Raw genomic sequence first — 15611 nt, 5'->3', positions numbered from 1 at the left:
TTCCGGGCGGGTACTACCCGCCCCTACAACCTAACACATCACATTGGTGTATACTATTTAAACGGCACCGTCTATCATCAATTCGTAGGGGCGATCCGTGATGACCAAGGGGTCAGACCCTCGCCCTCACCACCGCCGCAGCTACCCCCGTAGCTTGTCCAGTTCCTGTTTCTTATCCCCACTACGCATCAACGTTTCGCCAATCAGTACCGCATTCGTCCCATTTTTCCGCAGTTTCGCGATGTCTTCCGGAGTCCGTATCCCACTTTCCGAAACAAACTGGATTTCTGGCGGCACCAGCTTGCGCAAGCGGATGCTGTTTTGGAGATCCACTTCAAAGGTTTTAAGATTGCGGTTGTTGACCCCAATGATCCGGGCGCCGGCGGCCAGGGCTTGCTTAACTTCTGCTTCATCGTGGGCTTCGACCAGCGCCGACAGCCCCAGCGCATCAGCAATACCTAGATAGTCCTTAATCTGCGCGGTGGTGAGAATTGAACAGATCAGTAAAATCGCATCGGCGCCGATCAGGCGGGCTTCATAAATCTGGATGGCATCAATAATAAAATCTTTACGCAGCACCGGAATGCTTACCTGTTCTTTGATTTCGGTCAGATAAGCACTCGTGCCCTGAAAAAATTCCGGTTCAGTCAGCACTGAAATGGCATCGGCTCCGGCAGCCTGATAGTCCCGGGCAATCTTAAGATAAGGGAAATCTGGCGCAATCACGCCTTTGGACGGCGAAGCTTTTTTGACCTCGCAGATAAAAGCAATTTCTCCAGCGGCTGACTTTCTGGCCAGGGCTTTTTCAAAAGCAAAGGGCGTTTCCGAGCGTTTGGCCTGACTTTTTAGCAGCGCCAGAGTGGTTGTTTCTTTAAGCGCCGCCACCCGTTTAGTGGTGGAGGCCACAATTTGATCCAATATCATGCCAGCACCTCGATGGTAATCTCATTGCTGCGCTTAACGAATTCATCCAGTTTAGCCTTAGCCTTGCCGGAATCGATAATCTCCTCGGCCATTTTGACGCAATCCCGGAGGGTGATATCGTTGTGGGACATATACAGGCAGAAGGCCGAATTCAGCACCACCACATCCCGCTTTGGTCCTTTTTCGCCGTTTAAGATATTCAGGGTGATGACAGCATTTTCTTCCTTTTCGCCGCCGATCAAATCCGATAATTCACAGCGTTTTAGTCCCAATTGTTCCGGGGTGATAAAAAAGCTGTTGATCTTGCCATTGGCAATTTCGCAGATGGTGGTGGTGTCAGTCAGGGTAATCTCGTCCAGGCCGTCGTGACCGTGAACCACCATCCCCCGTTTGACCTTTAATTTGTTCAGAACATTGGCCAGTGGCTCGACCAGGTTTTCGTCATAAACGCCCAGCAACTGCATATTGGCGCCAGCCGGGTTGGCCAGCGGACCGAGAATATTAAAAATCGTCCGGATCCCCAGTTCTTTGCGGACCGGCCCGGCGTATTTCATCGAGGTATGATAAGTCGGGGCAAACATAAAGCAGATCCCCAACTCATCCAGAATTACGGCACTTTTCTCCGCCGACAATTCAATATTCACGCCCAAAGCTTCTAGCAGATCGGCCGAACCGCATTTGCTGGAGACGCTGCGGTTGCCGTGCTTGGCTACCGGCACTCCACCAGCAGCAATCACCAGTGCCGCCACGGTCGAAATATTAAAGGTCGACACCTCATCGCCGCCGGTACCAACAATATCCAGTACATCGGTTTTCGGGAGGATCTTAGTGCATTTGTCCCGCATCACCATCGCACAGGCGGTAATCTCATCGATGGTTTCGCCCTTCATCCGCATCGCCGTCAGAAACGAGGCGATCTGGGCGTTAGTAGCCTGGCCGTTCATAATCTGATCCATGACCTCGCGGGTGCGCTCCAGGGACAGATCCTTGCCGTTGACAATATCGTATATCGCTGCTTTAATCATTTTCGTTTCCTATCTTTAAAAAGTTCTCAATCATCGTGTGGCCCGAATCGGTGAGGATCGATTCGGGATGGAACTGCACCCCGTAAACATCATAATTGCGATGCTTCACCGCCATCACCTCACCATCGTCATCCTCGGCGATAATCAGCAGCTCATCCGGCAGACTGCTGCGCTCGGCACTGAGGGAATGATAGCGGCCGGCTACAATAATCGGCGGCAGACCCCGAAAGATCGGACTGCCGTTGGCAATATGGACGTTGCTGCTTTTGCCGTGCATCAGAGTACTGGCATAGGTGATGGTACCGCCAAAAACCTCACAGATCGCCTGATGACCCAGGCAGACCCCCAGAATCGGGGTTTTGTCTTTGAAAGTGTCGATCACCTCTTCGCAGATCCCCGCCTCCGCCGGTCGTCCCGGCCCCGGTGAGACAATGATATGATCCGGTTTTAAAGCAATAATTTCGGCCAAACTCAGTTCATCATTTTTAATCACCCGGATATCGGGATTGATCATTCCCACATATTGATACAGGTTATAGGAAAAACTGTCGTAATTGTCAATCAGTAAAATCATTATTCCACCTCCTGGGCTCGTTCGAGGGCTTCAAACATCGCTCTGGCCTTGTTTTGGGATTCATTAAATTCGTTTTCTGGGATGCTGTCAGCGACAATTCCGGCTCCGGCAGAGACATAAACCTTGTCGTTTTTGCGAACCGCCATCCGAATCGCAATGCACATATCCATATTGCCGGAAAAATCGATATAGCCGACCGCCCCGCCGTAAACGCCACGCTTCTGGCCTTCCAGAGCATTGATGATTTCGATCGCCCGTTTTTTCGGCGCTCCGGACAGGGTTCCCGCCGGCAATACCGCCCCGAGGGCATCGAGCTGATCCAGCCCGGCTTTAAGGGTGCCGGTGACAGTGGAAGAAATGTGTGAAACATGGGAATAACGGACGACCTCCTGGTAGGTTGTCACCGCAACTGAGCCAAACTCACTAACCTTGCCGAGATCGTTGCGACCCAGATCGACCAGCATATTGTGTTCACTGAGCTCCTTTTCGTCCTTGAGCAACTCGGCGATAAAGGCCTCGTCCTCTTCCGGTGTCTCGCCGCGGGGACAGGTGCCAGCAATCGGAAAAGTTGCCAGCCGCGAATTTTTCAGCGACACCAGGGTTTCCGGCGATGCCCCGGCGACCTGAATCGCGTCAAAGTCGATATAAAACATGTACGGCGAGGGATTAACCGTTCGCAGCACCCGATAGGCCGACAGCAGATCGCCCTCAAAGTCAGCTTCCAGCCGGTTGGAAATGACGGCCTGGAAAATATCGCCCTGAACAATATGCTCCCGAGTTTTTTTTACCATCTCGCAATAGTATTCTTTGCTAAACAGCGAGCGATACTTTGATGTCACCTGACCCCGAAACGCCACGGTGCTGTTTCCGCTTTTTATCAACGCTTCAATTTCCTTAAGTACAATCACCCCGTCAATATAGTTTTGCTCAAAGTTATCGGTTTTAATATTGACAATCACCACAATTTTCTGGCGCAGATGATCATAGGCGATGACCTTATCAAAAAGCATCAGATTCATGTCATCAAAATTTTCGGCATTAGCATTTGTAAGCACCAGGTTGGTTTCGGTGTATTTAACAAAATCATAGGAGATATAGCCGACAAAGCCGCCGGTAAACACCGGCATAAAATCCAGCTTGGGGCTTTTCCACTGGGCCAGAATTTCCCGCAGCACCGTCCGTGGGTCATCGGCGAGAATGTCCTTGATTTTGCCATTTTTAACCACCACTTCGCCATCCAGACAGCTCACCGTCAGGGTCGGATCAAAACCCAAAAAGGAATACCGCCCCCATTTTTCGCCGCCCTCCACACTTTCTAACAAGTAACACATTTTGCCGGTTCCTTTTAAAACTTTAAGCACCTCAATCGGTGTCTTAATATCTGAAAACAGCTCCAGACTAATCGGGATGCTCTGATAATCCCCACAATACCCTCTGGCCTCTTCCATCGATGGTTTAATCATAATCGTATCCTTTCGTAAAGAAAAATTTATCTCGTAATCCAGTTTTTAGTTCTTATGAAACTTTGTTAATTAGCTGCTTAAAAGTGATGAGCAAAAACTAAAATCCCACCACTACCCAGTACCGACAATTATTACATCATGTTGTACGCATCGGGGCGAACACGGCGAAGCCTGTCCGATCCCGCAGCGAACAACAGATTAATAATTGGTCGGTACGTCAGTGACGAGTTAACCTTCCAATCAGTGCCCACACCTATTTATACGTTTTTTAAGTAATAAAAAACGCTCGTCCTTGATTAATAAAAATTAATCAAGGACGAGCGCAAAAAATTTAAGCCCGCGGTACCACCTTCATTTACAGAGAAAAATCCCTGTACACTCTGCAGGATACAAACATATCCCTCGCAACTGACGTATGCGTCACGTCGCAGAATACTCAGAAATACACATTTCCTTTGACTGCGCCCTCAGTGGTCCATTTGATGATCTGCGTTGTGCGAGGCTCTCAGCCTTCCCCGCTCTCTGTAACTGCACGATACACCGTTATCTCCACGTCAACGGTTTGATTGAACGATTAAATTAGATAAAGCTTAATCGATATTGCGGTTTTTGTCAAATTATTTTTTTATGACAACGCAATCATTAAGAAAATTCCAGGACCACTTAACAAACTGTCAGCTTCATCGGTACAAACCGAATCCCTTTGTTAACCTGTTCCGTAGCGGTTGCCTCAAAACCGAAACGACGGTAAACTTCCACCGCATAAGGAGATGAATTGACCGTCATTACAAAGAATTTTCCCGGTAGCTGGCTTTTTAAATCCGCCAGCACTGTGTCAAATAAAGCCCGGGCAATGCCCTGGTGGTGATGGTTCTTATCGACAAACATAAGTGAAACATGAAAACGATCCCGGGTGCCAATGACCCCGATGATCCGGTTGTCTTCATAGAAACCCCACAGTTTCTTATGGCCGCTTTCCAAATCCTCAGCCATTTCTTCCAACTTATAGTCCAAATAATCGGTAAAGGTCTGGCGCCCTTCTTCGGTGTAGCCATCGGCAATAAATTCATGAAATACCTGATTGGCCAGATCTATTGCTGCTTCCAAATCTATATTTTCAATTTTTTTTATCATTTAAACCTCTCCTGGGATGTCAACTGGGATTACTTGGCAAATCCCTAATTGTTTTTCATCGAATCCGCCAATTCCTTCAAATTTATCGGTTCCGGACAAAAGCCTGGACTACTGCTGCGCAGAGCATTCATATAATTAATATCCTGCTCTCCCAGCTTCTGGAAATAACAGTTGATCCGGTGATTCAAAAACAGGTTGTCCATCTGAAAACCAATCGGAACCGAAGCGTTCACGTGTTCATAGAACAACCCGGCTTCAGTGAAAGGAGCCGGATACTCGGCGGCTGGCAGGGTTGGGATAAAATCATGGACATTAAATATCCGATAACTGTTTTTGACGTGGGCGTTGTAAGTACCGACAAAATCCCGATCACCGGGCCGACCTGCCGCAATGGTATAAACAATCGCTTCTTTACGGGCAGTATTAACAGCAAAATCCAGCGCCGCCATAATCGACAGATCACCCCCCAGACTGTGACCAGTGATGTAGAGTTTTTTAGTGTCAGGCAATTGACTGATCTGCTCTATCACTTCCTCCCTAAGCGACTGATAAACCCGGGTGATGCCTCGATGGCTAGACCCGGCATTTTTTACATAGGGAAAGGGAATCTGAAAAAGATCCAAATCCGAATCCAGATTGGGGGTTGAATCGGTCCCCCGAAAAGCCAGTACAAGCCGATCTTCTGACTCAGCAATAAAGCCAAAATTTTCTTCCGTTTTTTCCGTCACCCCGGTCTTACCGTTAAATGAATACCTAAGCTCAAAACCGGCTGGCAGTGCCAGCTGCTGCTGATCAAAAAAAGGGTAGGTCTGATAACTAAAACCAGCCATTAAAATGGCATCCTGTTTACTGTAAGATTCCGGCAGATTTTGTTGCTTCATCTTATTTCTCCTTTGAATTAAAAATTGTGACCTAATCGTTATTTAGCGTTTGTTTTTATTTTTTGCCTGACGCATGATCTGTTTCATTTCGCCTTTACTGCCAAACATTTTTTTAATTTTTTCGGCTTCCAGCTGACGTGAATTGAGTCCTTCGTAGTCCATTTCTTTTTGCAACTTGCGATAGTTTTCAAACCGTTTTTCCGAGAGGTTTTTCGATTCAATGGCAGCTCGGACCGCACAACCCGGTTCGCCGCTGTGGCGACAGTCTCCAAAGCGGCATTGCTTGGCCAGTGCCTCAATATCCTCAAAGGACTTGGAAAGATTCGCCTTTTCGAGATGGAGTTCCCGCATCCCTGGGGTATCTATGACCACGCCACCGCCGGGCAATAGCAGAAGTTGACGATGGGTGGTGGTGTGCCTGCCCCGATCATCATTTCTCAGGCCTTTGGTTTCGAGCACTTCTGCCCCCATCAGATGATTGATAATGGTGGATTTACCCACCCCGGACGATCCCAGAAAGACGCTCGTTTTTCCCACCGACAGATAGGCTGCAATCTCGTCATAACCACGGTTGCCCTCACTGGAGCAAACCACCACATCAGTTCCTACCCGGACAGCAGAAATTTCACCTAGACGCGACGGTAAATCATCGCATAGGTCCGCTTTCGTCAGGACAATCACTGGCCTGGCCTGACTACTCCAGGCAATTGATAAATAGCGTTCCAGCCGGCGCAGATTAAAATCATTGTTTAACGACATGCAAATAAAAACCAGATCAAAATTGGCAGCGACAATCTGAACTCCATTTCCCGTTCCGGCCGCTTTTCGTTCAAACAAGCTGGTGCGACTTAATACCTGATGGATCACCGCATTGCCCGAACCTTCCTCGGTCCGATCAATCATCACCCAATCGCCAACCACTGGAAAGCTGGTATTGTCTTCAGTCTTAAACACAAATTTCCCGGACACCTCAGCCAGCAATTCGCCGTTTTCAGTGATCACCTTATACAGTTCCCGATGTTGCTCCGTCACCCTGGCTACGAACAAGTCACTGTACAAACTCGCTTCCTGTTTAAGGTGCTGATTCAATCCGTAATTTTCTAAATCTATTTTATTCATTTTTTTCCTCCAAATTTAGTATTTTGACCGTTTGGAGGGCTAAAGGCTTAGTATCGTTCTTTGCCCTCCGGCGTCACGACACTATCCATTTTTCTAATATTTTTCATAAATTCTCCACTCTACTTTAAATTCGTAATTTCAGCCTATTAAAGAGCATATCCTAATACCAATAATTGTTCGCATGTTGTACGCATTAAGGCGAACGCGGCGGTAGCCTGTCCGATCTTGTGGCGAACACCAGATTAACAATTGGTCGGTATGATAGTTTATTAATATCCTGTACTATTATTGTAAATGATTCTTTTTAATCAAGTCAAGGCAAATAAATTGCTTGTTGATGTTAATATTAAAACTAGCCAAGAAAATAAATGCATTTCTAACAAAAATCAGATAAAATAGAAGTGGATAACTATTTGACAAAAAACGAAAGGCTTAAACACATGAGAACTCTAAAATATGCCATCCTCGGCTTGATCAACCGGGAATCTATGACTGGCTACGATTTAATGAAAGTATTTAATATGGAACTGGTTAATTTTTGGTATGCCAAGCACAGCCAAATCTACCCGGAATTAAAAAAGCTCACCGACGAAAAGCTAATTACCTACGAAATACTACCCGAGGATGAAAAACTTCGCAAAAAAATTTATTCAATTACAGAAAAAGGCAGACAGGAATTTCACAACTGGATTTTACAGCAGGATTTACTGGAGCCTACTCCCAAGGATATTTTTCGGCTAAAAGCTTATTTTATCGAATCTCTGTCCAATGCCAAAATCCTGAACCACTTTCACTACCAACTGACCCAACGTCAGGAAAAACTGGAAAAGCTCCAGAACAACATGCAGATATTACTGGACTCTAAAGACATTTCAAAGATACAGAGTCCCGAATACGGCGACTATATTGTCCTTAAATCGGCCATCAAACGCGAAAAATCCTACATCGAATGGCTCAACGAATGCATTGAAGAAGTCACCACCAATACCCGAATTTTTGTCGACGAAAGGAGACCCTAATGAGCCCTATCTTCTGTCCTAAATGCGGCGGCATTAACACCAGCCCAGCGACCTTACCCTTATTGTTTTGCCGGGACTGCCAAGCCAAATTTGGCCACGATTACCATGAACTCGTAGCAGACACCCGCCAGATTATCTTTAATACCTATCAGAAGGCGATTGCCAGTCAAAATTTGACCTTTACAAAAACTGCCGCCGGAGCCACCATTGAGGGGCCCTTTCTGTGTTATTACCCGGATCTTCCGGAGATCTACATTGACCAGCTCCAGTGGCAACAATTACTTGAGGATTTCTATCAGCTTTATGTCTTGAACTGGAAAAGCAATTATCAGTCAGCAAACACCTCAGAGAATAGTGATACTGCTTTCGGCTGGGATTTAAAAATAATCATCGAGAACCAGGAACCCTTGATTTCTAAGGGTCAGGGACTCTATCCACCCTATTGGACAGCTCTAATGGATCTTTTTACCCGCATCGGTCTGCCCAATATCAGCAAGCCGCTGGGCCAGAATTTTTTACAGCTTCAAACTCAAATCCAGGCCCAGTAAAAAAACATTACCGTTTTAACTTTTTTTTACAAAAATTCACCTCCAGTTTTTCAGTAATAAAATAACGACTTTTTAGCAGCGATTTAACAATTATACCGTAGCGTTTCGGTTTAAAATGATTTAGAATGGGGTATAAAATGACCACTAATTAAAAAATTTAAAGGCGGAAATCACAATGAAGATTTTTAACAAGCACTCAATCGGTAATAAAATCACCTCAATGGTGATCATTTTTGTGGCCCTGGCCCTGTTGGTGATTGGCATCACTGTCACGGCATTAAGCATCAACACCGAAAATCAGCAAATTGAAGAACAAATGAATCTCCAGCTTAGTAATACTATTGGTGAGATTGAGCAGGTACTCAGTACTCACAGCAAAGCGGTGAGCAGTTTGAGCACCACTATCGGCGTCACTGGCACTCAGATGGCTCCCTCAGAGTATAACAAGCTCTTAACCCAATATGTTGAACTTACTGACGATACTTATGGTGTCGGAGTCTTTTATGACTACAATGCTTATCTACCTGAAATTAAATATTTCGGACCATACGCCTATCGGGAGAGCTCAAATATCGCCTACGCTGAAGCCTTGTTTAGTACTGATGATTATGATTATCCCAATCAGGAATGGTACATGGTAGGTAAAGACGCTGGTGGTAAAATTGCCTGGTCGTCACCATTTAAAGACGAAGCCTTGGGGATTTCGATGGTCACTGCTGCATCCGCTTTCTATGATACCAATCGTAATTTCAAAGGGGTGGTTACCGGCGATATCGATCTTTCCAGTCTTCAACAAATGGTCAGCAACATCAAAATCGGTGAAACCGGTCGCGCCTTTCTGGTGGACCGAACCGGCCTCTATATTGCTGATGCTGATGTTTCCAAGGCAATGGCCGTCAACTTGCTTGAAGATCCCAACCCAAGCTTGTCGACGCTGGGGGAAGCTATGCTCAGTGGTGAACCCGGTTCCGGGGTATTCCGTGATGATTCCGGCAAAAATAACATCTATTATGCCCCGATCCCTGCAACCGGCTGGACCCTTGCTATTATGGAGTCCCAAAGTGAACTCAATGCCCCGATAATGGCCCTGATCATCCAGTTAATCGGATTATTCTTATTAACCCTGATCGTGCTCAGCTTTATCATCGTTAAACAAGTCAAAGGGGTGGTCAATCCTATCGTTCTGATCACTGAGCTGTTTCGTAAGGCTGAATTGGGTGATTTTGACAGTGAAATTCCTGATGCAATCATCAACCGTGAAGATGAGCTGGGCAAGCTGGGACTTTCCTTCCAGAAACTATCGGAAAATATTCAGGAAAATATTGCCACCCTGGAACAGATTTCTCTGGGAAATCTTAATGTTGCCGTCGATGTCAAATCGGATAAGGATATTCAGTCTAAAAGTCTTATTGAAGTGGTTGATAATCTCAAAAACCTGGAAACAGAGGTAGAAATGTTAACTCAATCAGCCACCGATGGTCATTTATCTGTTCGAGGTGATGCCACCAAATTCCAGGGTAAGTACCGGGATATTGTGGTTGGTGTCAACAATACCCTTGATGCAGTGGTTGAGCCGCTAAACATGTCGGCGGACTATGTCAATAAGATCAGCCGGGGCGATATTCCCGAAAAAATAACCGCTACCTATCATGGGGACTTTAATACGATTAAAGAAAACCTTAACTCATGCATCGACAATATCAATGCCTTAGTATCTGATGTTGATATGTTAGCTCAAGCTGCTACCGAAGGCCAGTTAGAAATTCAGGCCGATGCCACCCGGCACAACGGTGATTTCAAAAAAATCATCGAAGGCTTTAACAATACGCTAAATTCCCTGTTAGCACCGATCAATGAGGCTCGACAGGTGATGACCAAGATGGCCGCTAATGACTATACCATTAGCATGGAAGGTCATTATAAAGGTAATATGAACGCATTTTCCGAGGAGATCAACCTGGTTCATTCCCGCCTTCTCAATGTTCAGGATGCTTTTATCCGTATTTCTCAAGGTGACACCAGTCGTTTGAGTGACTTTATCGCCATTGGCAAACGTTCCGACAACGATAAACTGATCCCATCGGTAATCGCCACCTTAACCACTATTGACAGTTTGATTGAGGAATCCCGTAATCTTGCTCAAGCTGGAATCAACGGCAACCTGACCGTTCGCAGCGATGCGTCAAAATTTGCTGGTGGTTACCGGGATATCGTCGATGGCTTTAACCAAACTCTGGATGCCATCGAGCAGCCCATCAATGAGGCCGCCGTCGTACTTGAACAAATGGCTGCTGGACAGCTAACCCACCACATGGAGGGGGATTACCTGGGTAGCTATGCAATTATTAAAAATTCATTAAATGATACCATGAACTCACTGAATGAAATTCTTGGAAATATCAATGACTCAGCTGATGAGGTCGCTTCCGGCGCCCGACAAGTCTCCTTCGGCAGTCAGGCTCTGGCCCAGGGTGCTACCGAGCAGGCCAGTTCAATGGAAGAGCTCAATGCCTCCATTGATGAGGTGGCGGTTCAAACCAAAGAAAATGCCATTAATGCCAATCAGGCCAATCAGTTGACTCTGACCGCTCAGCAAAATGCCGAAAACGGCAACACTCAGATGCAGCAAATGCTAAAATCGATGGAAGAAATCAATGCCTCCTCGGCAAAAATTTCAAATATTATCAAGGTCATCGATGACATTGCTTTCCAGACCAATATTCTGGCCTTGAATGCAGCAGTGGAAGCTGCCCGGGCCGGACAACAAGGCAAGGGTTTTGCGGTCGTCGCTGAAGAGGTCCGAACCCTGGCTGGACGCAGTGCCGAAGCAGCTAAGGAAACCACCGAACTGATTGAAGGATCTATTTCCAAAGTTTCCGAGGGCACTGTCATTGCCAATAATACTGCTGATTCACTCAACGAAATTGTGGATGGGGTTACCAAAGTCGCCGTCTTAGTCAGTAAAATTGATACCGCTTCTCATGAACAAACCGCTTCTATCAACCAAATTAATACCGGCATCGATCAAGTGTCTCAGGTTGTTCAAACCAATTCGGCCACTGCCGAAGAAAGTGCTGCCGCCAGCGAAGAGCTCTACAGTCAGGCGGAACTGCTCAAGAATATGGTTAGCAAATTTAAATTGACCAAATAAACCAAAAGCCACCCGTTTTAGACAATAAAAAAAAGAGCATGATCCCTGATAGGGGGATGCTCCTTTTTTATTACTTTAAAACTCTCATTTAATCGAGTGCCACATTGATTTCCAGTTTAATGCCATCGATATCAAATTCTACACACATGACTTGGTCTTTGCTCATACTAAGCTCAATACTTTCTCCCGTCAGCATCGTTGGTGGTGAAATATCTACAGTAACATTGTCATTGGAAAAATTAATCGCCGCATTGGCAGTTAACATATTGGAAAGCTCAGAAATTGCACTTTTTGCCATATCATCCAGTTCATCCACCGGCATCCCCATCATCATAATGGAAGCGATCTGCTTAGCACCTTCAGTATCAATAGCATAGGCTACATTTCCCTTTTTATCACCAACTATCCCCAAAGTTAGTACAATTCCACTGGCCACAATTTTTTTTGATTTCTCGCTTTGTTCTTTCAGGTCAATGTTAGCAAACCCCAATTGAGGCATCACATCCGTCACTGAAGCAATAAAAGGATTGATAATTGTTAAATCCATTCCACATCCCCCTTTTGAAAGCCAACATTCATAAAAACATCACCCATATCTGTTTTAATAACAAATGATTCGCTCATAATATCTCCAATCGAAATCGTGATATCTTTACCTCGGAATACTGTGGGTGGTGAAACTCGAAGACCAAAGGAACGATTAAGTCCATTTAAAAGCGAACAGGCATTACCAGCGATAACATTTGTGAATTCGCTTAGAAAATTAATCGCTTCGTCAATTTGCTGGCCTTCATCCTGAAGGATTTTTCGGGTCATGCTCAAGGCAGTATCTTCGGACATATCCATAATCAATCTTCCGTCATGCCGTCCAATTATCCCAATTGCCACAGAAATTCCTGAAGAATTTGTAGTCATCGGATGATCCTCAACCTTTTCAACTACGACTTCTCCACCAATCTCCCGCTTCAAAAAACTGAAAATTGATTCTTTAAACGCTTCTTCAAAATTGCTCTTTAAGACACCGTAAAGTTCTTCACCTTCAAAAAGTCGCTCAATTGCGGCGTCCAAATCCGTTTGATCTACCGGTTTTTGCAAGTAACCTTTGATACCAACTTTTCTAGCCAGCTGAATAATTTCTTCATCCATCATTGCGCTGATGGCAATAATTTTTGTATCATGCAGACATTTAAGAATTTCTTTTGAACACTCGATTCCATCACCATCAGGCAAGGTCATATCCATCGTAATCAGATCTGGTTTGATCTCTTGGGCTTTTTTTATTGCCTCGTTCATGTTAAGAGCCGTGGCAACGATCTCTATCCCATCTTTCTGAAGCATCCGTTTAAGAACTGCTATTGAAAAGGTTGAATCGTCTACTATCATCACTCTAATATTTTCCATAAATCCACCGCCTTTTTAATCGAATCGAAACTTTCCTATTTACTAATTCTAATGGTTATCACAAGCATTCGTCAAGTATTATTTACGGATATCTTCTGTAATAATTTTTACCCAGACGACTTCAAAATACACAAATTTTACAGATTATCTTTTCTCTTGTTTTTCGCATAAAAACGATCCCGATCTTTTTTCCCACCAGTTGACTTACCTGAACCGCTTCCGCTTCCGCGACGATTTCGGGGCGCTGTGGGCTGATGTGCTGCCAAACGACGGGAAGATGCTATTTTTTGTTCTGCTGGCACCTCCACCAAAGGAAAGGGATGAACCTCAACCACGGGAATTGATTTCAACACAAGTTTTTCAATGCCGTCCAGTAAGGGCATCTCTTCCTGATCACAAAATGCTATGGCTATGCCGCCAAAGCCAGCCCGACCCGTACGTCCGATCCGATGCACATATGTTTCCGGTACCTCCGGCAAATCATAATTAAAGACATGTGACAATTCATCAATATCGATTCCCCGGGCGGCAATGTCTGTTGCAACCAAGATCCGAGTTTTTCGTTCTTTAAAGTTATTCAGAGCCAATTGCCGCGCATTCTGAGATTTATTACCATGAATCGCCTGCGCTTTAAACCCGGAACGCTCCAGATGCTTAACAATTTTATCGGCCCCATGTTTAGTTCGGGAAAAAACCAGTGCAGAGACAATTTCCTTATTTTTAAGCAAATGAATGAGTAGATTGATTTTATTGTTTTTATTTACATAATACACATTTTGCTTAATTACTTCCACCGTTGATGAAACCGGAGTAATGGTTACCTTGGCCGGATTTCGGAGGATGGTGCCAGCCAGTTTGGCTATTTCCATCGGCATAGTTGCCGAGAACAGCATATTTTGACGCTCGGCCGGCATGTGCTTGATAATTTTTCGGACATCCTGAAGCATGCCCATATCCAACATCATGTCTGCTTCATCCAGTACAAAAGACTTGATTTGATTAAGACGTATGTATTTTTGGTTAATCAAATCCAGTAGCCGTCCCGGGGTTGCCACCAGAATATCAACACCAGCTGACAATGCCTTGGTTTGAGGGTTTTGAGATACACCTCCATAAATAACCAAGGTCCGCAAACCTAAAAATTTGCCATAAGCTTTAAATGAATCACTGATCTGTAGAGCCAGTTCTCGGGTAGGTGCCAGTATCAACGCTTTAATGGGTCGGTTTCCTTTGAGATTTCGCTGCTCGTATGAAAGCCCCTGTAAAATCGGGATAGCAAAGGCGGCAGTTTTGCCCGTTCCGGTTTGAGCACATCCCAGTAAATCCCGGCCTTCCAGTAAAGACGGAATGGCCTTCTCCTGAATTGGTGTAGCTTCTGTGTATCCTTCAGCTATTAAAGCCTTCAGAATCGGCTGTATAATATTTAAATTTTCAAATTGCAATAGTTTCTCCTTTATAATATAAGTGCAGAATGGGTTGAGATAGTTTACCAACCCATATCATAAATAAAGAACGCAGTCTGCGTTCCTTAGAAAATAGATTTATTTATCGAAAAATCCGCCTCGTTTTGTTGTTTTAAATGCTTTTCGATGACTTACCTTGTTTTGACTCGGTTTATCAGCTTTTATTCCCTGTTGTGCACTTAGCTTTTTCTTCGCGTCAATTATTTTTTTCATCGCTTCGATGTTGTTTGTTGACATAAAATCCCCTCCTTTTCCCCGTAAAACCTCAGTAACCCCTTGGGATTATCGTTCGCGATCAGGGATCAGTGCTGTCAATATTTTGTGACAGTATAAAAAAAAACTTATGCCGTTTTCAGGCATAAGTTTAAAATATCTGTGTTATTAGATAACTTGAATATTTTCGGCTTGTGGGCCTTTAGGTCCTTGAGTAATTTCAAAAGAAACTTCTTGGCCTTCTTCTAAAGATTTATAACCGCTTGATTGAATTTGTGAAAAATGTGCAAATACATCTTTACCATCTTCCCCTGTAATAAAACCAAAACCTTTTTCCGAGTTAAACCATTTCACTGTACCATTCATTGATGAGTACCTCCTAATTTTATTCCCTAAATCCTTGTAATACGGATAACAACTACATTTCTAAATTAGGATAATACTGTAAAGCATAGTACCAATTAAAAAATAATACTGTTAAATTCATTTACTATTAATTTAAGTTCTTACTTATAATAACACGTAACAATCAATAAAGCAAACATTTTAATAATTTTTTTTAAAAATATCTTAAACCCTTTAATTAAAGCCCCAATTGTTCCTTATTTTTTTTCATTGAAAAGATGGAAAATCTGCTTCTTAAATGGTACAATATAAAAACTGTTTCTAAATTCTTACTGACCTTAACAGCCCGAG

15 protein-coding genes are annotated in these 15611 nt (G+C 44.4%); 3 read left to right on the top strand and 12 right to left on the bottom strand.

The features are described 5' to 3' along the window. Positions 1 to 141: 141 nt before the first annotated feature. The 7 genes from trpC to rsgA all read right to left on the bottom strand — a co-directional run bounded on the left by trpC (position 142) and on the right by rsgA (position 7120). Positions 142 to 924, bottom strand: a complete 783-nt coding sequence (trpC, locus tag DOZ58_RS02375; RefSeq protein ID WP_111886834.1) for an indole-3-glycerol phosphate synthase TrpC — start codon at positions 922 to 924, stop codon at positions 142 to 144. Then, a complete protein-coding gene (trpD, locus tag DOZ58_RS02370; RefSeq protein ID WP_111886833.1) occupies positions 921 to 1949 on the bottom strand; it encodes an anthranilate phosphoribosyltransferase in 1029 nt (342 codons plus the stop codon). The genes trpC and trpD overlap by 4 nt, the downstream gene beginning before the upstream one ends. Further along, positions 1942 to 2523, bottom strand: a complete 582-nt coding sequence (locus DOZ58_RS02365) for an aminodeoxychorismate/anthranilate synthase component II (protein WP_111886832.1) — start codon at positions 2521 to 2523, stop codon at positions 1942 to 1944. The genes trpD and DOZ58_RS02365 overlap by 8 nt, the downstream gene beginning before the upstream one ends. Continuing rightward, the gene (gene trpE, locus DOZ58_RS02360; RefSeq protein WP_111886831.1) at positions 2523 to 3986 is read right to left on the bottom strand and encodes an anthranilate synthase component I; all 1464 of its coding nucleotides are present in this window, start codon (positions 3984 to 3986) and stop codon (positions 2523 to 2525) included. Before trpE ends, DOZ58_RS02365 begins: the two co-directional genes overlap by 1 nt. Before the next feature lie 663 nt (positions 3987 to 4649). Then, positions 4650 to 5120: a GNAT family N-acetyltransferase gene (locus DOZ58_RS02355; RefSeq protein WP_111886830.1), complete on the bottom strand. Its 471-nt coding sequence runs from the start codon at positions 5118 to 5120 to the stop codon at positions 4650 to 4652. Between the two features lie 44 nt (positions 5121 to 5164). Beyond that, positions 5165 to 6001, bottom strand: coding sequence for a lipase family protein (locus DOZ58_RS02350; protein ID WP_111886829.1), 837 nt, complete (start codon positions 5999 to 6001; stop codon positions 5165 to 5167). Positions 6002 to 6043: 42 nt separating this feature from the next. Next, positions 6044 to 7120, bottom strand: a complete 1077-nt coding sequence (rsgA, locus tag DOZ58_RS02345) for a ribosome small subunit-dependent GTPase A (protein ID WP_111886828.1) — start codon at positions 7118 to 7120, stop codon at positions 6044 to 6046. Between the two features lie 440 nt (positions 7121 to 7560). Here rsgA and DOZ58_RS02340 point away from each other — a divergent pair, with 440 nt between their 5' ends. From DOZ58_RS02340 to DOZ58_RS02330, 3 genes are all read left to right on the top strand, one after another. Beyond that, entirely contained in the window at positions 7561 to 8139 is a 579-nt protein-coding gene (locus tag DOZ58_RS02340; protein ID WP_111886827.1) for a PadR family transcriptional regulator, read from the top strand. Next, positions 8139 to 8687: a hypothetical protein gene (locus DOZ58_RS02335; protein ID WP_111886826.1), complete on the top strand. Its 549-nt coding sequence runs from the start codon at positions 8139 to 8141 to the stop codon at positions 8685 to 8687. The genes DOZ58_RS02340 and DOZ58_RS02335 overlap by 1 nt, the downstream gene beginning before the upstream one ends. Before the next feature lie 175 nt (positions 8688 to 8862). Then, on the top strand, positions 8863 to 11838 hold the full coding sequence (locus DOZ58_RS02330) for a methyl-accepting chemotaxis protein (protein WP_111886825.1): 2976 nt from the start codon (positions 8863 to 8865) through the stop codon (positions 11836 to 11838). A gap of 88 nt (positions 11839 to 11926) precedes the next feature. Here the strand turns inward: DOZ58_RS02330 and DOZ58_RS02325 are convergent, their stop codons facing one another. The 5 genes from DOZ58_RS02325 to DOZ58_RS02310 all read right to left on the bottom strand — a co-directional run bounded on the left by DOZ58_RS02325 (position 11927) and on the right by DOZ58_RS02310 (position 15281). Continuing rightward, positions 11927 to 12385 carry a chemotaxis protein CheX gene (locus tag DOZ58_RS02325; RefSeq protein WP_111886824.1) on the bottom strand — a complete coding sequence of 153 codons (459 nt, stop codon included), beginning with the start codon at positions 12383 to 12385 and terminating at the stop codon, positions 11927 to 11929. After that, on the bottom strand, positions 12376 to 13239 hold the full coding sequence (locus DOZ58_RS02320) for a response regulator (protein ID WP_111886823.1): 864 nt from the start codon (positions 13237 to 13239) through the stop codon (positions 12376 to 12378). The genes DOZ58_RS02325 and DOZ58_RS02320 overlap by 10 nt, the downstream gene beginning before the upstream one ends. Positions 13240 to 13376: 137 nt before the next feature. Beyond that, the gene (locus tag DOZ58_RS02315) at positions 13377 to 14681 is read right to left on the bottom strand and encodes a DEAD/DEAH box helicase (RefSeq protein WP_111886822.1); all 1305 of its coding nucleotides are present in this window, start codon (positions 14679 to 14681) and stop codon (positions 13377 to 13379) included. A 99-nt stretch (positions 14682 to 14780) separates the two neighbouring features. Then, the gene (locus tag DOZ58_RS18635) at positions 14781 to 14939 is read right to left on the bottom strand and encodes a hypothetical protein (protein WP_204355458.1); all 159 of its coding nucleotides are present in this window, start codon (positions 14937 to 14939) and stop codon (positions 14781 to 14783) included. Positions 14940 to 15083: 144 nt separating this feature from the next. Beyond that, positions 15084 to 15281: a cold-shock protein gene (locus DOZ58_RS02310; protein WP_111886821.1), complete on the bottom strand. Its 198-nt coding sequence runs from the start codon at positions 15279 to 15281 to the stop codon at positions 15084 to 15086. Between the last annotated feature and the right edge of the window lie 330 nt (positions 15282 to 15611).

The sequence above is a fragment of the Acetobacterium sp. KB-1 genome (assembly GCF_003260995.1).
Lineage (GTDB): Bacteria > Bacillota > Clostridia > Eubacteriales > Eubacteriaceae > Acetobacterium > Acetobacterium carbinolicum.
Note: the sequence above shows the minus strand (reverse complement) of the source record. Positions and strands in the feature narration are given on the sequence as shown.